This window comes from Polaromonas sp. (assembly GCF_016185115.1).
GTDB lineage: Bacteria > Pseudomonadota > Gammaproteobacteria > Burkholderiales > Burkholderiaceae_C > Polaromonas.
Genome location: NZ_JACPOF010000020.1, coordinates 260,308 through 279,701 on the forward strand (window position 1 = coordinate 260,308; position 19,394 = coordinate 279,701).

The window sequence follows — 19,394 nt, forward strand, 5'->3', positions numbered from 1 at the left end:
CTTTCGGGGAAGCCTGAGCAATCAGGGGCTGTGGCAAGTGCTTTGCCCGAAAGGCAACAGTGTAAGTGGCTACTTGTCTGGCACACTTTCAATATGCTGCCCATTTTTATAATGCGTGTGCGTCCCAACGATTGTTTACATGCCGCCCAATACCCCTTCCGATACCTCCCCGGCCTCCAAACCCGCCCCGTCCGGCCAACGCCCATGGTTGCGCCTGTTGGCGAAGTTGTCGCTCTGGGCTGGGGGTATTGCGCTGGCCGTAGTGTTCAGCGCGGCGATGGTGGTGGCCGTCGCCCTGGCCGTCGCCTACCCCAACCTGCCTGACATCTCCGACCTGTCCGACTATCGCCCCAAGCTGCCGATGCGGGTTTATTCGGCCGACGGCGTCGTCATCGGGGAGTTCGGCGAAGAACGCCGCAGCCTGACGCCCATCAAGGACATCCCCCAGGTCATGAAAGATGCCGTCCTGGCGATTGAAGACGCCCGCTTCTTTTCCCACGGCGGCGTGGATTACCTGGGCGTCATACGCGCCGGGCTTGCCAACGTAGGCCGGGCCAAAAGTCAGGGCGCATCGACCATCACCATGCAGGTCGCCCGCAACGTCTACCTCTCGTCCGAGAAGACCTTTACCCGCAAGCTCTATGAAATCCTGCTGACCTTCAAACTGGAACACCTGCTGACAAAGGACCAGATTCTCGAAATCTACATGAACCAGATTTTCCTCGGCAACCGCGCCTACGGGTTTGCGGCAGCCTCGGAAGCCTATTTCGGAAAACCCCTCAAAAACATCAGCATCGCGGAAGCGGCCATGCTCGCCGGCCTGCCCAAGGCGCCATCGGCCTATAACCCCATCAACAATCCCAAGCGCGCAAAGTCCAGGCAGCTCTACATCATCGAGCGCATGGAGGACAACGGCTTCATCACCGCCGCCCAGGCCGCCGCAGCGAAAGCAGAAGAACTGGCCGTCAAGTCCGGGCCGGATGCAGGCAGGGTACACGCTGAATACATTGCCGAGACCGTGCGCCAACTGGTGTTTAACCAGTATGGTGAGCAGACCTACACGCGCGGCCTGAACGTCTATACAACACTCAATGCTGCTGACCAGACCATGGCCTACAAGGCGCTCCGCAAGGGCATCATGGACTATGAGCGCCGCCAGATCTATCGCGGTCCCGAGCAGTTCATCGATATTCCTGCCGATCCTGCACAGGCCGACGAGGCCATTGACGATGCCCTCACAGAGAACCCTGACAACGGGGACGTGATGTCTGCTGTCGTTCTGGAAGCCAATCCCAAGCGCATCCTGGCGATACGCCAGAACAGCGAAAGTGTCGAAATCACGGGCGATGGCCTCAAACCGGCACAGTCAGGACTGGCTGACAAGGCCGCGCCCAACATCAAGATACGCCGGGGCGCCGTCATCCGCGTTGTGAAGACACCCAAGGGGACCTGGGAAATCACGCAGATCCCCGAGGTCGAAGGTGCTTTTGTAGCGCTGGACCCGCGGGACGGCGCCATACGTGCGCTGGTGGGCGGTTTCGATTTCGAGAAAAACAAGTTCAACCACGTCACCCAGGCCTGGCGCCAGCCCGGCTCCAGCTTCAAGCCCTTCATCTACTCCGCAGCGCTGGAAAAGGGCTTCACGCCGGGCACCGTCGTCAATGACGCCCCCCTGTTTTTTGACGCCGGCGTAACTGGCGGGCAGCCCTGGGAGCCCAAGAACTACGACGGCAAGTTTGAAGGCCCGATGAACCTGCGGACCGCCCTCAAGAAGTCCAAGAACATGATTTCCATCCGCATACTGCAAGCCATAGGCGCGCCCTATGCCCAGGACTGGATTACCCATTTCGGATTTGAGGCGGAGAAGCACCCTGCCTACCTGACCATGGCCCTGGGCGCAGGCTCTGTCACGCCCATGCAAATGGCCACGGCCTATTCGGTATTCGCCAACGGTGGGTACCGCATCAACCCCTACCTCATCACCCGCATCACCGACCAGAAGGGCAAGGTGCTGGTTGACGTCAAACCGCCCAAGCCGGACGAAGCATCGCGCGGCGTGGACGCACGCAATGCCTTCATCATGTCCAGCCTGCTGCAGGAAGTTGCACGTTCCGGTACGGCAGCGCGTGCACAGGCCACCCTCAAGCGGCCTGATCTTTATGGCAAGACCGGCACGACCAATGACTCCATAGACACATGGTTCGTGGGCTACCAGCCCACCCTGGCTGCGGCTGTGTGGATGGGTTACGACACACCCAAGAACCTCGGTGATCGTGAAACCGGCGGCGGCCTGAGCCTGCCGGTATGGATTGATTTCATGGCCTACGCACTGAAGAACGTGCCCGTCTCCGAAATGCCGGTGCCCGAGGGCGTGGTGAATGTGGGTGGCGAGTGGTACTACGACGAATACACCAAGGGCGCAGGCGTGAGCAGTGTCGGGCTGCAGGACCCCGGAGCCGCGGCGCAGCAGGCAGCGGCCCCGGGCGCTTCTCCGGGCACCCCAGGTACACCGATTTCAGTCCTGCCCCCCGCAGACGAGAAAAAGCGGATTCTCGACCTGTTCAAAAACTGACGCAATGGGCCCCGGGGTTCAAGGCGTAAAGGTCAGCGCTTGCCCGGCCTGTTCGCTCGCATAACGCGAGAGTCCGGCGAAAAACTCGCTGGCATCTTTTGTGTCTGACCACTGCTGGCCATTGAACTTGTAGTGAAAACCGCCAGCCTTGGCGGCCATCCAGATTTCCTGCAGCGGTTTTTGCAGGTTGATGATGATCTGGCTGCGGTTTGAAAATGTCAGCGTGATCATGCCGCCGGTGCGCTGGTTGTCGATGTCCGCGTCGGTATCGTCGTTGATCCGGTCGCATGCGAGCTCCACGGCCCTCAAGGCAGCCTCTGCATGTTCCAGGTATTCAAGCTCGGTCATTACAATCCCATCATGGTTTCTTCACCCCAAATTCTAGGCTCCACACGGAACACCCCCTCCCGCCATGGACTTGTGCTGGCAGTTCTTGCATTGTGTGCGTTGGCAGGCTGCGGCCAAAAGGGCCCACTGTATTTCCCCACCATACCCGCACCACCCGTGCTGAACGTGCCTGCACCCCAGACGCCCCTCGCAGCACCACAGGTGCCAGCATCGGCAGCACGATGAGCAGGCCGCCGGAAGGTGCAGGCCAGCAACTGCCTGGCCACCCATTTGTGGCCTACCGCGATGGATCACTGTATGTGGAAGATGTCGCGCTCGACGCAGTGGCGCGGGCACACGGCACGCCACTTTTTGTGTACTCCAGGGCCGCCATGCTGTCGGCCCTGTCAGCCTATCAACGGGGTTTTGCAGGGCGTGATGCGCAGATCTGTTATGCCATGAAGGCCAACTCTTCTCTGGGCGTTCTGCAGGTGTTTGCCAGGGCAGGTTGCGGCTTTGACATCGTTTCGGGCGGTGAGCTTGACCGCGTGCTGGCCGCAGGCGGCGATGCAGGGAAAGTCATTTTTTCAGGCGTCGGCAAAACGCGCGCAGAGATGCAGCAGGCCCTGTCTGCCGGAATAGGCTGCTTCAACGTCGAAAGCGAGGCCGAACTGGATGTACTGTCCGGGGTCGCCGCAGGCATGGGCCTGCGTGCGCCGGTCAGCATTCGCGTCAATCCCAATGTCGACCCGAAAACACATCCCTACATTTCTACCGGGCTCAAGGGCAACAAGTTCGGCGTGGCGCATGAAGAGGCTTTGCGCATCTACCAGCATGCGGCGTCGCTCAAGGGCCTGAAGGTGGTCGGCATCGACTGCCATATCGGCTCGCAGATCACCGACCCCACCCCCTATCTTGATGCGATGGACCGCGTGCTGGACCTCGTCTCGGCCATTGAAAATGCAGGTATCACACTTGACCATATCGATTTCGGCGGCGGCCTCGGCATCAACTACAACGGCGACACCCCGCCCGAAGCAGATGCGCTGTGGCTACAGCTGCTGGCAAAGGTGGACGCACGCGGCTATGGCAGCAAAAAGCTCATGATCGAGCCGGGGCGCTCACTGGTGGGGAACGCCGGCGTTTGCGTGACAGAAGTGCTTTACATCAAGCCCGGCGAGCAGAAGAACTTCTGCATCATCGATGCAGCCATGAATGACCTGCCACGTCCTGCGATGTACCAGGCCTTCCACGCCATCGTTCCGCTTGAGCCGAATACCAGGGCAGCCAAGGCCACCTATGACGTCGTCGGCCCGGTTTGTGAAAGCGGGGACTGGATAGGCCATGACCGTGAACTGGCTGTGGCGGCTGGTGACAAACTGGCCGTTCTGTCAGCCGGCGCTTATTGCATGAGCATGGCCAGCAACTACAACACCCGCGGTCGTGCGGCCGAACTGCTGGTGGACGGCAGCCAGGCACACGTGATCAGGCAGCGTGAGAATTCGCAGGACCAGATGCGCCACGAGCGCCTGGTCGGCTAGGCACCAGCCGGCTTATCTGGCGGTGACCGGCGCTACTGGACGGGCAGGTTTTGGCTTCTTTTTCCTGATGTACTGCACGACTCGCCACCCCAGAAGCACAGCGATGATGGCGGCGTAAACAAATACCTCGGCAAAATTGTTTTTGCCTGAGCGCATCCAGAAAAAGTGCAGCAGGCCCAGCCCGACAATCAGATAAACCAGTTTGTGCAGTGCCTGCCAGCGTTTGGCGCCCATGGCCCTGATGGCGGCATTGAACGAGGTCGCTGCAAGTGGCGTCAGCAACACAAAGGCTGAAAAACCCACAAGAATAAAGGGCCGCTTGGCGATGTCTTTGGCGATATCCGCCACATCAAAGCTCATGTCGAACCCGCTGTAACTCAGCAAGTGCACCACCACATAAAAATAGGCAAACAGCCCCAGCATGCGCCGAAAGCGTGTAAGCGCAGGCGTGTTGCTGATGACACGCAGCGGCGTAACCGCCAGCACGATACAGATGAAACGCAGCGTCCAGTCGCCAGTTGCGCGAATCAGGTATTCGGCCGGGTTGGCGCCCAGGACATTGGCATTGCCCATCTGGGCCTGGATGACGTTCCATGCCAGCCACGCAAACGGCAACAGGCACACGATGAAAAGAATGACTTTTGCTGCTGGATGCAGCAAAAGCTTCTGCCGCGACACCATCTCAGAAAAACTTCTTGAGGTCCATGCCAGCGTAAAGCTGGCCTACCTGCGCTTCGTACCCGTTAAACATCAGCGTCTTGCGTTTCTTGGCGAACAGGCCGTCTTCGCCGATGCGGCGCTCGGTGGCCTGGCTCCAGCGCGGGTGATCGACGTTCGGGTTCACGTTGGAATAAAACCCGTACTCCTGCGCAGCAGCCTTGTTCCAGGCGGTGCGCGGTTCCTTGTCGGTGAAGCGGATTTTCACAATGCTCTTGCCGCTCTTGAAACCGTATTTCCATGGCAGCACCATGCGCACCGGCGCGCCGCTCTGGTTGGGCAGGACCTCGCCATACATGCCGAAGGTCAGCAGTGCAAGCGGGTGCATGGCTTCATCCATTCGCAGTGCTTCCACATACGGCCACTCCAGCACACGCGAACCGACAAAAGGCATGGTCTTGGGATCGGCCTGGGTGATGAACTCGACGTATTTGGCGCTGCCCAGCGGTTCGACTTTTTTGATCAGTTCCGACAGCGAATAACCCACCCATGGAATCACCATGGACCAGCCCTCAACGCAGCGCAGGCGGTAGATGCGCTCTTCCTGCGGGCTCAGCTTGATGAGGTCTTCGAGTGTGTAGCTTCTGGGCTGCTTGACCAGGCCCTCAATGGCGACCGACCAGGGCCTGGTCACCAGCGTACCGGCGTTCCTGGCGGGGTCGGCCTTGTCGGTGCCGAACTCGTAGAAGTTGTTATAGGTCGTGACGTCCTTGTAGTCGGTCACTTTCTCCATGGTCACTGCGCCAGACACCGCAGACTTCACACCCGGCAGCGCCGCCAGCTTGCCCGGCTTTGTCACGGTCTGCGCCATGGCCTGGCGGCCGGCCCAGCCCGCAGCGGCCACACCGGCAGCGCCTGTGGCCATCAGGCGGATCATGTCACGGCGGCCCTGATAGACGCCTTGCGGCGTTATCTCGCTGGCAACCGGGTGGTTAAAACCGCTGGTGTTGGTCCTGATGAGCATCGTGTTGTCCTTGATTTACTGGTTAGTCTTTATACGCACGCTATCCTTACAAGGATTCAACCAGCGGCTACAAGGTTCCGTAACTGTGCAACCCGGAAAGGAACATGTTGACGCCCAAAAAGGCAAATGACGTCACTGCCAGCCCCACCAGAGCCCACCAGGCTGCAACAGTGCCACGCAGGCCCTTCATGAGGCGCATGTGCAGCCAGGCCGCATAGTTCAGCCAGACAATCAGCGCCCAGGTTTCTTTCGGGTCCCAGCTCCAGTAACCACCCCAGGCCTCTGCGGCCCACAGCGCACCCAGCACGGTCGCAATGGTGAAAAAGGCAAAGCCGACGGCAATAGCCTTGTACATGACATCATCAAGTACCTCGAAACTTGGCAGGCGCGCCGCAATGCGCTTGCGGCCCAGCAAAATGCCTGCGGCGATCACGCCCGAGACCAGCAGGTAACCCAGCCAGTAGTTGCTGCCGCCGGCTTCGATTGGCGACTTGCTGCGAAACACAATCGGCACAAAACACAACACCACGCCGAGCACCCACAGCGGTGTGAGTTTGTACCAGCGTTTCTCATCAGCCTGCTGCTTGATGAGGTAAGACAGCGCCACCATGGCCGACAGCGCAAACATGCCATAGCCAATAAAGTTGGCCGGCACATGCAGCTTCATCCACCAGCTCTTGAGGGCCGGCACCAGCGGCTGGATTTCATGCGCTTCACGAATCACCGTGTACCAGAGCAGAAAACCCACTGCGGCACTGACGACCAGCATGACAAAGGCACCGAGTGCGCGCGTGTTGTACTGCGCTTCGAAATAGAGGTAGAAGGCCGCCGTCATCCAGCAGAACAGCACAAACACTTCATACAGGTTGCTGACCGGAATATGGCCAACGTCAGCGCCAATCAGGTAGCTTTCATACCAGCGCACCATGGTGCCGATAAGCGCCATGCCCACGGCGACCCAGGCGATTTTCGAACCCAGCAACTCAAGCGTGTCGCTCTGGGATTTTGCGAACATGCCCAGCCAGTAAAAGATCGTGCTCATGAAAAACAGCACGCTCATCCAGAGGATGGCCGACTGGCTGGATAAAAAGTATTTGAGCCAGAACACCTGGTCGGCACGCGCCAGATTCCCTGCGCCATTGACTTGGTAGGAGGCGATACCCAGCAAGGCAAAAGCACTCACAAGCGCCATCAGCACGCGCAGCGGACGCCAGAACCAGCCCATGGCGATGGCAGCCGGCACGGCGGCGATCAGGATGCCTTTTTCATAGACATCCATAAAAGCGCTGTAACGCGAAAAGGCAAACAGCCCGCCCGCCACCACCAGCGCGGCAAAAATCCAGTCCAGCAGATTGCGCCTGGCGAAATAACCCTCATTGAGGCTCAGCGTCTGTGCTGCGGCCCCACGCCCCGCCGACAGTGTCGTCGTGACGTTCTTGTTGTCCATGCTTGTGGTGTTCATTGGGGCGCCTGCAGCAGTTTCGTTTTCAACATCTCGAATTCCCTGTCGCCATCCATGGTCTTGCGGTTGGTGGACAGGGCCATGGTCGCGTGGCTGGAGACGGCCGGGCCGTCCACTGTGACCGAGGCGGCATCATCATGCTGATTCTCGGCCTTGCCGCCGCGCGGTGCAAGCCATACCCATACACGGCGCTCACGCACGTAGAGCATGGCAAATACACCGATGATCAGGAAGGCACAACCGAGGTAAACAATGGTCTTGCCGGGTGCCCTCGCGACCTGGAATACGCTGGCCTGAACCTGGGTGAATTCCTTGAGCTCAAACGCCATGGGCGCGGGGTAATGGTGTGCGTCAGACAGGCTCAGCACCATCTGCGCCATGAAACCCTGGGTTTTCTCGTCCTGCGGCAGCGGTTTCAAACCAGCCTGCTGGCGCGTCATTTGCGTCAATTCGAACAGCACGCCGTTCAAAATGCGAACGAGCACTTCACCGGCGCGATTGCGCTCGGCTTCAGGGACGTTGGCTTCCATAAAGGCGGAAATCGCCTGCAGCCCCGCCATCTTCCTCGACACCTCGGGCGTACCCTCGGGCCACTCACCGGCAAACAGCGCCAGTGCGCGCGAAGCCGAGCCTGCCAGCTGCTGTATCAGTTCGGGCCTGTCGGCGCCTATGGCCAGCGTGGCATAGCGATTGACAGCCAGTTCGCGTTGCGCCGGGTCTGCCAATGCCTTGCGCATGCGCAAAAAGGTGTCCATGCTGCCTTCGCCATCAACCGGGATGCGCAGGTATTGAAAGGTATCGGCGGGGTTTTCACGCACGCCCAGCAGGTACACAGCCGGGCTGTTGTCGCCGTCGGCCATCTTCACCGGCAGCATGTAGTTGTTGTACTCGCGCGCCTGACCGGCGGCATCGCGCAGCTTGTAACTCACGCTGGGGCCGACATTGCGCAGCTCTTTCTGGGTGACCGTCTTGTTGGCAGCGCCCAGGCGCGAATCAATGGCCTGGCGCAAATCAACCTTGCGCACATCAACGCCACTGCCCTCGCCCACGTTTTTGCCTGATGCGAAGTTCTCGACATTGATGACACGCAGGGCTGTGTACTCCAGCGTCATCTTGTCGGCGCCGTTTGTCAGCGCACTCGTGCTGCCAATGGTGCCCTGGATTTCAAACGGCTTGCTGGTGGCGCCAGCGGCAGTCCCCATGGGCACCGCCTTGAGCGTGACGCTGGAGCCGCCATCGTCAAAGCTGGACTGGTAAATCTCCACACCCTTGTGGCGGGCCGGGTGGTTCACCTCGACACGTGCGGGAATCTTCTCGCCGGTTTCCTTGTCGTGAATGATGATGTCGCTGGCAAAGAGCTTGGGCATGCCGGTCGAGTAGTACTCGACGATGAATTTTTTCAGCTCGATCGAAAACGGCAATTCCTGCAGCAGCACGCCACCCGGCTGGTTGAGAATGGCGGTGCCAGACCGCGAACCTTCAGACACCAGCAGGTTGGCGCGGAAGGTCGGGTTGCTGTCGCTCAGGCGGTGCTTGAGCGGCACATCGGCAATCAGCCCGCCACCGGTGTAGGTCGATTTGTCATTGAGCAACATCTGCAGGCGCACGATCATGTCGCCATCCAGCAGGCCGCCTATGCACACCAGCACGATGGCACTGTGCGCAGCGATGTAGCCCAGCTTGTTGGCTGCGCCTTTCTTGGCGGCCACCATCCAGCCATCACCGCCAGCCGAAGGACGTTGCTGGAGCTTGACCTTCCAGCCGCTCTGCACCAGCGTCTGGCCTATGCGGCGCGCGGCCACTTCAGGCGATTCGGCCAGTGTGTTTTCAGCGCGGTGCCCGAACGCCTTCAGGCTTTGCTCGCGCAGGTTTTCCTTGAGCTGATTGAGGTCGACGAGTATTTTGGGTGCATTGCGTGCGATGCACAGCGAGGTCGACACCACCAGAAAAGCCAATATCAGCAAAAACCACCAGGCGCTGTAGACAGTGTTCAGGCTGGCCAGGCTGAAGACCTGCGCCCAGAACGGGCCGAACTGGTTGACATAGTTGCCCAGCGGCTCGGCCTGCTTGAGCACGGTGCCGATGATGGACGCGATGCAGATGACCGTCAGCAGCGAGATCGAAAAACGCATCGACGACAACAACTCCACCGACGCCCGGACGGTGCGGGAGCCCCAGTTGACCTTCATGCCTTGGGTGGAAACTGTCATGCGGGGGAAATTTGGTTTGGGTGCAGCGGAGAACCGGAAAAAGCAAAAAGGCGGGCTTTCATCGAAAGACCCGCCTTTGGTGTGAGTGTTATTGCGGCTATGGGTTCAACAAATCGGCTTCAGGAACCGCAATTTCAGCAAACGATCAGCGCAAACCTGCGATGTAGTCGGCCAGCGCGCGGATTTCGCGGTCATTGAGTTTGGCTGCGACCTGGTTCATCTGCAGGCTGTTCAGGCGCACACCGTCACGGAAAGCGGTCAGCTGCGTGGCAACATATTCGGCATGCTGGCCACCCAGGCGCGGGTACTGGGCGGGGATGCCGGCACCGTTCGGGCTGTGGCAGCCTGCGCAGGCGGCGATCTGGCGGTCAGCCACGCCGCCGCGGTAAATGCGCTCACCCAGGGCAACGAGGTCCTTGTCCTTGGCGAAGCCGGGCTTGGCCTTTTTGGACGCAGCCCAGTAGGCGATGTTTTTCATGTCGTCGTCGGACAGCGCAGATGCGAAGCCCTGCATGATGGCGTTCTTGCGCTTGCCGGACTTGAACTCCTGCAGCTGCTTGACGAGGTATTCAGGGTGCTGCTGTGACAGCTTGGGGTTGACCGGGGTGCCCGAATTGCCATCGGCGCCGTGACAGCTGGCGCAAACTGCCGTGAAGCTGGCCTCGCCCTTGACCAGATCAGGCTTGGTGACCTTGGGTGCTGCGGCGGCGGCAGGTGCTGCGGCATGAGCAGCTTCTCCGGCAGCAAACGCGGGCAAAGCAGGCACAACCAGGAAGGCGGCCAAAAGGGAAGTAGCAAACAGCTTCATATCGGGGGATGTTTTAATGGGTTGGCGCACAAAACTTATAACTTTCTGATTTTACAATGGCTTCAGGGCCTTGCCAGAATGTTCTGCATATCCCCACCCGGTCCGACTCAGTCATATTGAGCCCCATTCGGGATTTGACAGCGGCAAACCGCTTCACCGCCACCGCTCCGCAGCGCCTGGCACCCACCGACAGGCCCGCCAGTACATGACCACACCCACCTCCAGCCCTTCGAGCACCGGCGCCAAGCCAAAAATCATCGCCACCGGGCCCAACCCGAAAATCGCGATGGGCTGGCTGCACACGGCAAAGTTCCTGACCACAGCACCAGAACTCAAGCATCTGCCCCGCCTTGACGTGCCGGAAATCGCCTTTGTCGGCCGTTCCAACGCCGGCAAGTCAACCTGCATCAACACCCTGACCCAGCAGCACCGGCTGGCCTATGCATCGAAAACACCGGGCCGCACGCAGAGCATCAACCTCTTCACGCTGGGCAAGCAGGGCGTGACCGATGCCGTGCTGGCCGACCTGCCCGGCTACGGTTATGCTGCCGTGCCCAAGGAGGCCAAGTACCGCTGGCAGCAGGTGATGGGCAACTACCTGCAGACGCGTGACAACCTCAAGGCCGTGGTGCTGCTGTGCGACCCGCGCCTGGGCATGACAGAGCTTGATGAGATTTTGCTTGACGTGATTCGCCCGCGTGTCGAGGAAGGCCTGAAATTTCTGGTTTTGCTGACCAAATCCGACAAGCTCAACAAGACCGAAGCCGCCAAGGCCATGCAGATCACAAAACTGCAGGCGGGTGGCGGTGATGTGAAGATGTTTTCCGCGCTGAAAAAGCGCGGCGTTGAAGAAGTTGCGCAGCACCTCTGGGACTGGGCACATCCGGCTGAAAAGGCTGAGCAGCCTGAAAAAAATAGCGAGCAACAGGACTCCAGCGAGGAGTAATCATCCGTGATCGCCTCAGGCCTGCGCGAACTGCCCCACGGCATCACGCTGTCATGCCGCACGGCGGGCGAGCCGGGCCGGCCGGTGCTGATGTTTTTGCACGGATTCCCCGAAGCGGCTTTTGTCTGGGACGGCATGCTGGCCCATTTTTCAAAGCCGGAGAACGGCGGCTTCCGCTGCATTGCGCCCAATCTGCGGGGTTTCGAGCTGTCCAGCGCACCCCTTGATGCCAAAGCCTACCGGCCCAAACATCTGGTTCAGGACATTGCAGCCCTCATCGCGGCCGAAGGTGGAAAGCTGGAGTGTCTGATTGCCCACGACTGGGGTGGTGCAGTCGCCTGGAACCTGGCGACCAGCCATCCCGCTTTGATGAAAAAGCTGGCCATCATCAACTCGCCGCACCCCGGCACCTTTCTGCGCGAGTTGCAGCACTCGCCCGCACAGCAGGCGGCCAGCGCGTACATGAACTTTTTGATCCGCCCCGACGCCGAAGAGCTGCTGGCAGCCGACGATTACCGCCGGCTCTGGACGTTTTTCACCAGCATGGGCGCGGCCGATGGCCACAACCCCTGGCTGACCGACGAGCGGCGCGCGCAGTACCGTGCCATCTGGCAGCGCGGCCTGACCGGCCCGCTGAACTACTACCGCGCCTCACCTCTGCGGCCAGCCCGGCCCGGTGACCCGGCAGCGTCGGCGGTAACGATCCCGCGCGAGATGCTGCAGGTGAACCTGCCCACACTGGTGATCTGGGCGACGCAGGACAGCGCCCTGCTGCCCTCGCTGCTGGATGACCTGCAGGACTATGTGCCGCAGATGCAGCTCAAACGTGTTGAAAACGCCACCCACTGGATAGTGCACGAGCAGCCGGAACTGGTGGCCCGCCATTTGCAGCAGTTTCTGACCTGAGGTGGCTGTGCACGCGAGACAAATTTGCTATGAAAATAATAGCATTTCACGTGCGTATTTAAAGGGCTGGAGGCATAAAACACCCTTAGAAATGGCCTCAAAAAGGCATTTTTAAGGTCTTGACGAGCTTTCTGACCACCAAAAAGCTACGCCCTGAAATTAATGCATCACCAATAAAGCATTAAATGGATAAAGCTTCATATATGAATCTTTATTTCGAAAAGCGCTAATAAACCGACGGATCGCCTTCAGGCCGCGTCTTGAAGCGCTTGTGTACCCAGTAGTACTGCGCGGGCTGGGTCGCGATGTAACCCTCAAGCCGCTTGTTCATCAGCGCGGTGTCAGCCACCACATCGCCGGTCGGGAAGTTCTCCCAGGCCGGCATGACTTCCACCTCATAACCCTGGGCCGTCAGGCGGTTGACGATAGGCACCACCTTGGCCCGGCCCAGCCTGGCAAAGCGCGACAGCGAGGGCACCGTGGCGGCAGGTACGCCGTAAAACGGCACAAAAATCGATTCTTCCGGGCCGAAGTTCATGTCGGGCAGCAGGTAAAGCGGCTGGCCATCACGAAGCGCAGCAATGATGGGCTGCACGCCTTCGATGCGCCCAAACAGCCGCGCACCGCCGCCGGGGCGGCCGGCAAAACGCCGGCGGCCGCGGAATATCCAGCGGTCCAGCACTCGGTTGGCCTGGTCTGTGTAAATGGTGGTGAAGCTGCGCGCCAATTGCTGCGTGATGGCCGTCCAGCCTGCATCCAGCCCGAAGAAATGGGGCGCAAAAATGACCGTGGGCTGCGTGCCCTCAAGCTCATGCACAGCGCCGGTCAGCCTGAGCCGCCTCGCCACTACATGCGCCGGGGCATGCCAGATCCAGCTGCGGTCCAGCCAGGCCTGCGCAAAATACACAAAGATCTGCCGCGTCAGCACCTTGCGCTCTTTTTCGGTCAATTCAGGAAAGCAGAGCCGCAAATTGCTTTTCACCACATGCCGGCGCGACGACACGGCCAGGTACAAAAACCAGCCCAGCCCTTTGCCCATGGCGCGCACCAGCGCAAGAGGCAAGGCTGCCAGCACCTGCATGAAAACAATGCCGCCACGCGTGAAAAAGTAGTTGAGCCACTGCCGCGCTGTCCTCATGCGGCGTCTCCCGTTGCAGCTTCCCTGCGCGGCGTCTTGTAGCGGCCATAGCCCCAAAGGTACTGGCCCGGCTGGCTGCGTACGATGGTTTCAATGGCCTCGTTGATGCGGGTCACAGCCGATACAAGGTCGGTTTTGGCCTCACCCGGCCCGTCAATCACGCCCGCAACGGGCGGCCGGATCTGGACCACATACCCGCCGCCATGCGGCAGTCGTTCACAGCTCACCGGCAGCAGCACCGCGCCGCTTTGCAGTGCCAGGCGGGCGGCCAGGGTCATGGTGTAAGCCGGTTTGCCGAAAAACGGCGCCCACACGCCCAGTCCTTCGGGCGGCACCTGGTCTGTCAGCAGGGCCACGGCCTGGTTGGCCTTGAGGGTTTTATGCATCAGGCGTATGCCGCTGAGGGACGCCGGCACCACCGTCAGTTGCGGCCGCTGGCGCGTAGCCAGTTCGATCTCGGCCAGCCAGGGTTTGCGGGCCGGGCGGTAGATGGCGGTGATCGGCCCGTAGACCTCTGCCAGCGCCTGCGGGCCCAGCTCAAAGCTGCCGCAATGCGGGCCGAAAAAAATCACGCCCTTGCCCCTGGCGAATGCCGCTTCGGCATGGGCCTGGCCTTCCATGCGCACATTCCCGAGGCAGGATTCGATCTGCGGACGCATCCAGAGTTTGGGCAGCTCGGCCACAAAACGCCCGGCCTCGGCAATCGCGGGGCGCGCCTCTTCAAATGTCAGCCCGGCCTGCGCGACGTTGGCGCGGAACTGCTTGCGGTAGCGCGGGCTCGCAGCCCAGACGAGCCAGCCCAGCGCACCGCCCAGGGCGTGCAGCGCGGCCAGCGGCCAGCGGGAGAAAAACCGGAACAACCAGAGCATCTAGCGGGAATATTTTTCGGGGAGGTTGGGGAAAGGGTCGAAAACCGGGAAATCGGACGGGGAAACCGGCGGGCTGCCGCACATCATATAATTGCGGCTGTCGCTGAGTTATTGAACAACTTGCAGAGCGACATTAAACCAAACTGCTAAAGCGTTCGCCGGGACACACCAGACGGCAACGCGCCGATAAACCCAATGGAGTGTACGCAATGGCGAACGATTTTCTCTTTACTTCCGAATCCGTCTCTGAAGGCCATCCCGACAAGGTAGCCGACCAGATTTCCGACGCAATCCTCGACGCGATCTTCAAGCAGGACCCGCTGTCGCGCGTCGCCGCTGAAACCCTGACCAACACCGGCCTGGTCATCCTGGCAGGCGAGATCACCACCAACGCGCATGTCGACTACATCCAGGTCGCGCGCGACACCATCAAGCGCATCGGCTACGACAACACCGAATACGGCATCGACTACAAGGGCTGCGCGGTCATGGTCTGCTACGACAAGCAGTCCAACGACATCGCCCAGGGCGTGGACCACGCGTCTGACGACCACCTGAACACCGGCGCCGGCGACCAGGGCCTGATGTTCGGTTACGCCTGCGACGAAACGCCGGAGCTGATGCCAGCCCCGATTTACTACGCACACCGCCTCGTCGAGCGCCAGGCCCAGCTGCGCAAGGACGGCCGCCTGCCTTTCCTGCGCCCTGATGCAAAAAGCCAGGTCACCATGCGTTATGTTGACGGCAAGCCCCACAGCATCGACACCGTGGTTCTGTCGACCCAGCACAGCCCGGACCAGTCGGAAACCCCGCACAAGATGAAGGCCTCGTTCAACGAAGCCATCATTGAAGAAATCATCAAGCCTGTGCTGCCAAAGGGCATGATCACCAAGGACACGCGCTACCTGATCAACCCGACAGGCCGTTTTGTCATCGGCGGCCCACAAGGCGATTGCGGCCTGACCGGCCGCAAGATCATTGTCGACACCTACGGCGGCGCCTGCCCGCACGGCGGCGGCGCATTCAGCGGCAAGGACCCTTCGAAAGTTGACCGTTCTGCAGCCTACGCAGCCCGCTACGTGGCCAAAAACATCGTCGCTGCCGGCCTCGCCAAGCAGTGCCAGATCCAGGTGGCTTACGCCATCGGTGTTGCCAAGCCCATGAACATCACCGTCTACACCGAAGGCACCGGCGTGATGTCGGACGAAAAACTCTCTGCACTGGTGCAGGAGCACTTCGACCTGCGTCCAAAAGGCATCATCCAGATGCTGGACCTGCTGCGCCCCATCTATGAAAAGACCGCAGCCTACGGCCACTTCGGCCGTGACGAGCCGGAATTCACATGGGAAAAAACAGATAAGGCAGCAGCGCTCCGCGCAGCTGCAGGCCTGAAGTAAGTTCAGTTACTTCCAAAAAAAAAAAGCCACCGCGAGGTGGCTTTTTTGTGCCCGCCAGATGCTGCTAGCGATTGAAATAATCCAGCGCTAACTTGCCCGCAATGCTGGCCACACCGCTCACCAGCGTGCCCCAGGCCATATCCAGAATGCTCAGGCCGACTGGCCAGTTTTTCAGCACCGCCATACAGGTCAGGTCATAAGCCGCATAGGCAAAAAAACCGAACAGCGCACCAAGCACGGCTACGCGCATGAGGCTGGCAGTTTCAACGGGCAGGACCGCAAAAATCATCAGTCCGATGGGGAACAGCAGATAAAAAGCCGCAGCAGCCACCAGGTTGGGTGATTCAGCCAGGTGCTCGGCCATGCCCTGCTGGTACCAGGAGACGGCAATCACGCGCAGCCAGACCATGTCGATAATGAACATGGTCAGAAAAACGGCGAGGTAAACGCCTGCGTACTTCAACATGGGCCGCTCCGGTATATGGATTAGCCGCGGGTGTACGGCGTCTCTGGAATGTACTTGTTCTTTGTGCCCTGCAATTCGTCAGAGGGCTCAGCGTCGGGCTGGGGAACGGGCACCGTCTTGTTGGTGCCTTGCTGCCCAAAGGCGGCGCTCGCGCCCCTGGCGCTTGTTTTTTCTTCTTCAGGGGCGGGAAGCGTCCCCGATGAGGTTGATTTGGAGGGTGGTTTGGCCATAAGCCCTCAGGTCACAAAGCTGCTGGCCAGCTGGTCGCGGCTGGCCGATTCGGCCGGATGGCCTGAACCGTGTTTGGCGGTGAACGGCCAGGGGTGGGCAGACAGGCGTTTCACTGTCTTGACGCTTGCCAGTACGTCGCCCTGGAAAGCGCTGGAGTGGAATTCGTGCGCTTGTGTGCCGGCTGAAGCGCCCCGCACATTGTTCAAATCGAATAAGACCATCGTTGCTGCCCCAATCAGTGCCCGGCTGGGCTTTGTTGCTTGATTTACTGGATTGCAGCCGCCCTCCGGCAGCTTCTGTATTCACTCTATTCAGCTGCCACAAGGTCACAAGTCAGTCTTTTCTGAAGATTTCTGTAGGACAGCCAAAGCAGGCCACTCGCAACTGGCCGGCCCCGGCAGCACTGATTTTTACAGCCGGTCTTGAAACTGACACCAAAAGCCCCTATGATTAGCACTCGACGGTTATGAGTGCTAACAAGCACCTCGAAACCTCAGATTGCCAAACGCCAGCTCGTCTGCAGTTGGCGCTTTTGATTCTTAAAACCATTGTTTAAAAACAAGGAGCTCTCATGAAACTTCGCCCATTGCACGACCGTGTGATCGTCAAACGCGTTGAAAACGAAACCAAAACCGCTTCCGGCATCGTCATTCCTGACAGCGCCGCTGAAAAGCCGGACCAGGGCGAAATCCTGGCTGTTGGCCCAGGCAAGAAGAACGACAAGGGCGAAATTCAGCCCGTCGGCGTCAAGGTTGGTGACCGCGTCCTGTTTGGCAAATACAGCGGCCAGACCGTCAAGGTCGATGGCGATGAGTTGCTGGTCATGAAAGAAGAAGACCTCTTCGCCGTTGTCGAAAAATAAAGCGCCTTCGCTTTCCTTCTCTACAACCCGGTTATCAGTTTTAAAAATTTTTTAGGAGCCACACATGGCAGCAAAAGATGTAGTTTTCGGCGGCGAAGCCCGCGCACGCATGGTCGAGGGTGTCAACATCCTGGCCAACGCCGTCAAGGTGACCCTGGGCCCCAAAGGCCGTAACGTTGTGCTGGAGCGCTCTTTCGGCGCCCCTACCGTGACCAAGGACGGTGTGTCCGTCGCAAAAGAAATCGAACTGAAGGACAAGCTGCAGAACATGGGCGCGCAGATGGTCAAGGAAGTCGCTTCCAAGACCTCCGACATCGCTGGTGACGGCACCACGACCGCTACCGTGCTGGCACAGGCTATCGTGCACGAAGGCATGAAGTACGTTGCCGCCGGCATGAACCCCATGGACCTGAAGCGCGGTATCGACAAGGCTGTGACGGCCCTGGTTGACGAACTGAAGAAGGCTTCCAAGGCCACCACCACCTCGAAAGAAATCGCACAGGTCGGCTCGATCTCTGCCAACTCTGACGAAACCATCGGCAAGATCATCGCTGACGCGATGGACAAGGTTGGTAAAGAAGGCGTCATCACCGTTGAAGACGGCAAGTCCCTCGAGTCCGAGCTGGACGTCGTGGAAGGCATGCAGTTCGACCGCGGCTACCTCTCCCCTTACTTCATCAACAACCCTGAAAAGCAGTCCGCGATCCTGGACAACCCGTTTGTCCTGCTCTACGACAAGAAAATCAGCAACATCCGTGACCTGCTCCCTACGCTGGAACAAGTCGCCAAGGCTGGCCGCCCACTGCTGATCATCGCTGAAGAAGTTGATGGCGAAGCCCTGGCAACGCTGGTGGTCAACACCCTGCGCGGCATCCTGAAGGTTGTCGCCGTCAAGGCCCCTGGCTTCGGCGATCGCCGCAAGGCCATGCTGGAAGACATCGCCACCCTGACCGGCGGCAAGGTCATCGCTGAAGAAGTCGGCATGTCGCTTGAAAAAGCAACGCTGGCTGACCTCGGCCAGGCCAAGCGCATCGAAGTGGGCAAGGAAAACACCATCATCATCGATGGTAGCGGTGCTGCTGCCGACATCGAAGCACGTGTCAAGCAGGTGCGTGTCCAGATCGAAGAAGCGACCAGCGACTACGACCGTGAAAAACTGCAAGAGCGCGTGGCCAAGCTGGCCGGCGGTGTTGCAGTGATCAAGGTTGGCGCTGCCACCGAAGTCGAAATGAAAGAGAAGAAAGCCCGCGTTGAAGACGCACTGCACGCTACCCGCGCTGCTGTGGAAGAAGGCATCGTGGCTGGTGGCGGCGTGGCTCTGCTGCGTGCCAAGCAGACCGCTGGCGCTATCAAGGGTGACAACGCTGACCAGGACGCCGGCATCAAGCTGGTCCTGAAAGCCATCGAAGCCCCGCTGCGCGAAATCGTTTACAACGCAGGCGGCGAAGCCTCTGTGGTGGTGAACGCTGTTCTGGGCGGCAAGGGCAACTACGGCTTCAATGCAGCCAACGACACCTACGGCGACATGATCGAAATGGGTATCCTGGACCCAACCAAGGTGACCCGCACCGCACTGCAGAACGCAGCGTCTGTCGCATCCCTGATGCTGACGACCGAAGCCATGATTGCTGAAGCTCCAAAAGACGACGCACCTGCTGGCATGGGCGGCATGGGCGGCGGCGACATGGGTGGTATGGGCGGCATGGGCGGCATGGGCATGTAATTGCCTGCGGACTTACCGGGGATTTATCTCCGGTTCAAGCCCGCAACCGGCCAAAAAGCCAAAAGGGCTGCAGCGCTTTCGCGTTGCAGCCCTTTTTCATGGCTGGCCGGTTACGCCCGCTCAGGCCAAATGTTAAGTTATAAGTTAACATTGTTAATATGGAACTTAACATTTGGGCATTTTGAGGCTTTTCGGGCATCAAAATCGCCCCAAAAAGACCAAAAACAGGCCTTTTTAACCCTCAAATCAGGCTGC

The 19,394-nt window shown here is 59.7% G+C and carries 19 protein-coding genes; 8 read left to right on the top strand and 11 right to left on the bottom strand.

Translation table 11 applies throughout. The features are described 5' to 3' along the window. Positions 1–139: 139 nt before the first annotated feature. Positions 140–2,572 (top strand): penicillin-binding protein 1A, encoded by a 2,433-nt coding sequence (locus HYX42_RS14215; protein ID WP_293404092.1) that lies wholly within the window; start codon positions 140–142, stop codon positions 2,570–2,572. An 18-nt stretch (positions 2,573–2,590) separates the two neighbouring features. Here the strand turns inward: HYX42_RS14215 and cyaY are convergent, their stop codons facing one another. Next, positions 2,591–2,920 (bottom strand): iron donor protein CyaY, encoded by a 330-nt coding sequence (cyaY, locus tag HYX42_RS14220; protein WP_293404094.1) that lies wholly within the window; start codon positions 2,918–2,920, stop codon positions 2,591–2,593. 12 nt (positions 2,921–2,932) lie between these two features. Between cyaY and HYX42_RS14225 the strand changes: the two genes are divergently transcribed. Next, entirely contained in the window at positions 2,933–3,145 is a 213-nt protein-coding gene (locus HYX42_RS14225) for a lipoprotein (RefSeq protein WP_293404096.1), read from the top strand. Further along, positions 3,142–4,440: a diaminopimelate decarboxylase gene (gene lysA, locus HYX42_RS14230; RefSeq protein WP_293404098.1), complete on the top strand. Its 1,299-nt coding sequence runs from the start codon at positions 3,142–3,144 to the stop codon at positions 4,438–4,440. Before HYX42_RS14225 ends, lysA begins: the two co-directional genes overlap by 4 nt. A 12-nt stretch (positions 4,441–4,452) precedes the next feature. Here lysA and HYX42_RS14235 read toward each other — a convergent pair whose 3' ends face one another. From HYX42_RS14235 to HYX42_RS14255, 5 genes are all read right to left on the bottom strand, one after another. After that, positions 4,453–5,121: a sulfite oxidase heme-binding subunit YedZ gene (locus tag HYX42_RS14235; RefSeq protein ID WP_293404100.1), complete on the bottom strand. Its 669-nt coding sequence runs from the start codon at positions 5,119–5,121 to the stop codon at positions 4,453–4,455. A 1-nt stretch (position 5,122) separates the two neighbouring features. Next, entirely contained in the window at positions 5,123–6,121 is a 999-nt protein-coding gene (msrP, locus tag HYX42_RS14240; protein ID WP_293404102.1) for a protein-methionine-sulfoxide reductase catalytic subunit MsrP, read from the bottom strand. A 67-nt stretch (positions 6,122–6,188) separates the two neighbouring features. Further along, positions 6,189–7,568, bottom strand: a complete 1,380-nt coding sequence (gene ccsB, locus HYX42_RS14245) for a c-type cytochrome biogenesis protein CcsB (RefSeq protein WP_293404548.1) — start codon at positions 7,566–7,568, stop codon at positions 6,189–6,191. Between the two features lie 11 nt (positions 7,569–7,579). Then, a complete protein-coding gene (locus HYX42_RS14250) occupies positions 7,580–9,793 on the bottom strand; it encodes a cytochrome c biogenesis protein ResB (protein WP_293404104.1) in 2,214 nt (737 codons plus the stop codon). Positions 9,794–9,938: 145 nt separating this feature from the next. Then, positions 9,939–10,601 (bottom strand): c-type cytochrome, encoded by a 663-nt coding sequence (locus HYX42_RS14255; RefSeq protein ID WP_293404106.1) that lies wholly within the window; start codon positions 10,599–10,601, stop codon positions 9,939–9,941. A 205-nt stretch (positions 10,602–10,806) separates the two neighbouring features. Here HYX42_RS14255 and yihA point away from each other — a divergent pair, with 205 nt between their 5' ends. Both yihA and HYX42_RS14265 read left to right on the top strand, forming a co-directional pair. After that, a complete protein-coding gene (yihA, locus tag HYX42_RS14260) occupies positions 10,807–11,547 on the top strand; it encodes a ribosome biogenesis GTP-binding protein YihA/YsxC (RefSeq protein WP_293404108.1) in 741 nt (246 codons plus the stop codon). Between the two features lie 6 nt (positions 11,548–11,553). Then, the gene (locus tag HYX42_RS14265) at positions 11,554–12,453 is read left to right on the top strand and encodes an alpha/beta fold hydrolase (protein WP_293404110.1); all 900 of its coding nucleotides are present in this window, start codon (positions 11,554–11,556) and stop codon (positions 12,451–12,453) included. 226 nt (positions 12,454–12,679) lie between these two features. Here HYX42_RS14265 and HYX42_RS14270 read toward each other — a convergent pair whose 3' ends face one another. After that, the gene (locus HYX42_RS14270) at positions 12,680–13,591 is read right to left on the bottom strand and encodes a lipid A biosynthesis acyltransferase (protein ID WP_293404112.1); all 912 of its coding nucleotides are present in this window, start codon (positions 13,589–13,591) and stop codon (positions 12,680–12,682) included. Then, positions 13,588–14,460, bottom strand: a complete 873-nt coding sequence (locus HYX42_RS14275) for a lysophospholipid acyltransferase family protein (protein ID WP_293404114.1) — start codon at positions 14,458–14,460, stop codon at positions 13,588–13,590. Before HYX42_RS14275 ends, HYX42_RS14270 begins: the two co-directional genes overlap by 4 nt. A gap of 209 nt (positions 14,461–14,669) precedes the next feature. Between HYX42_RS14275 and metK the strand changes: the two genes are divergently transcribed. Then, complete coding sequence (metK, locus tag HYX42_RS14280; RefSeq protein WP_293404116.1) at positions 14,670–15,857, top strand: methionine adenosyltransferase; 1,188 nt, start codon at positions 14,670–14,672, stop codon at positions 15,855–15,857. Between the two features lie 64 nt (positions 15,858–15,921). On the opposite strand, the gene HYX42_RS14285 is transcribed toward metK, so the two are convergent. Genes HYX42_RS14285 through HYX42_RS14295 form a run of 3 tightly spaced genes read right to left on the bottom strand, consistent with a single transcriptional unit; the run spans position 15,922 to position 16,775 of the window. Then, on the bottom strand, positions 15,922–16,323 hold the full coding sequence (locus HYX42_RS14285) for a DUF2177 family protein (RefSeq protein ID WP_293404118.1): 402 nt from the start codon (positions 16,321–16,323) through the stop codon (positions 15,922–15,924). A 20-nt stretch (positions 16,324–16,343) separates the two neighbouring features. Next, a complete protein-coding gene (locus HYX42_RS14290) occupies positions 16,344–16,553 on the bottom strand; it encodes a hypothetical protein (protein WP_293404120.1) in 210 nt (69 codons plus the stop codon). A 6-nt stretch (positions 16,554–16,559) separates the two neighbouring features. Beyond that, complete coding sequence (locus HYX42_RS14295) at positions 16,560–16,775, bottom strand: hypothetical protein (protein WP_293404122.1); 216 nt, start codon at positions 16,773–16,775, stop codon at positions 16,560–16,562. Positions 16,776–17,125: 350 nt separating this feature from the next. On the opposite strand from HYX42_RS14295, the gene HYX42_RS14300 reads away from it, so the two are divergent. Further along, on the top strand, positions 17,126–17,416 hold the full coding sequence (locus tag HYX42_RS14300; RefSeq protein WP_293404124.1) for a co-chaperone GroES: 291 nt from the start codon (positions 17,126–17,128) through the stop codon (positions 17,414–17,416). A 64-nt stretch (positions 17,417–17,480) separates the two neighbouring features. Continuing rightward, a complete protein-coding gene (groL, locus tag HYX42_RS14305) occupies positions 17,481–19,139 on the top strand; it encodes a chaperonin GroEL (RefSeq protein ID WP_293404126.1) in 1,659 nt (552 codons plus the stop codon). Positions 19,140–19,394 lie beyond the last annotated feature (255 nt).

Coding starts and splice junctions, on each gene's coding strand:
- HYX42_RS14215 (WP_293404092.1), top strand. CDS start 140: ATGCCGCCCAATACCCCTTCCGATACCTCCCCGGCCTCCAAACCCGCC.
- cyaY (WP_293404094.1), bottom strand. CDS start 2,920: ATGACCGAGCTTGAATACCTGGAACATGCAGAGGCTGCCTTGAGGGCC.
- HYX42_RS14225 (WP_293404096.1), top strand. CDS start 2,933: ATGGTTTCTTCACCCCAAATTCTAGGCTCCACACGGAACACCCCCTCC.
- lysA (WP_293404098.1), top strand. CDS start 3,142: ATGAGCAGGCCGCCGGAAGGTGCAGGCCAGCAACTGCCTGGCCACCCA.
- HYX42_RS14235 (WP_293404100.1), bottom strand. CDS start 5,121: ATGGTGTCGCGGCAGAAGCTTTTGCTGCATCCAGCAGCAAAAGTCATT.
- msrP (WP_293404102.1), bottom strand. CDS start 6,121: ATGCTCATCAGGACCAACACCAGCGGTTTTAACCACCCGGTTGCCAGC.
- ccsB (WP_293404548.1), bottom strand. CDS start 7,568: ATGGACAACAAGAACGTCACGACGACACTGTCGGCGGGGCGTGGGGCC.
- HYX42_RS14250 (WP_293404104.1), bottom strand. CDS start 9,793: ATGACAGTTTCCACCCAAGGCATGAAGGTCAACTGGGGCTCCCGCACC.
- HYX42_RS14255 (WP_293404106.1), bottom strand. CDS start 10,601: ATGAAGCTGTTTGCTACTTCCCTTTTGGCCGCCTTCCTGGTTGTGCCT.
- yihA (WP_293404108.1), top strand. CDS start 10,807: ATGACCACACCCACCTCCAGCCCTTCGAGCACCGGCGCCAAGCCAAAA.
- HYX42_RS14270 (WP_293404112.1), bottom strand. CDS start 13,591: ATGAGGACAGCGCGGCAGTGGCTCAACTACTTTTTCACGCGTGGCGGC.
- HYX42_RS14275 (WP_293404114.1), bottom strand. CDS start 14,460: ATGCTCTGGTTGTTCCGGTTTTTCTCCCGCTGGCCGCTGGCCGCGCTG.
- metK (WP_293404116.1), top strand. CDS start 14,670: ATGGCGAACGATTTTCTCTTTACTTCCGAATCCGTCTCTGAAGGCCAT.
- HYX42_RS14285 (WP_293404118.1), bottom strand. CDS start 16,323: ATGTTGAAGTACGCAGGCGTTTACCTCGCCGTTTTTCTGACCATGTTC.
- HYX42_RS14290 (WP_293404120.1), bottom strand. CDS start 16,553: ATGGCCAAACCACCCTCCAAATCAACCTCATCGGGGACGCTTCCCGCC.
- HYX42_RS14295 (WP_293404122.1), bottom strand. CDS start 16,775: ATGGTCTTATTCGATTTGAACAATGTGCGGGGCGCTTCAGCCGGCACA.
- HYX42_RS14300 (WP_293404124.1), top strand. CDS start 17,126: ATGAAACTTCGCCCATTGCACGACCGTGTGATCGTCAAACGCGTTGAA.
- groL (WP_293404126.1), top strand. CDS start 17,481: ATGGCAGCAAAAGATGTAGTTTTCGGCGGCGAAGCCCGCGCACGCATG.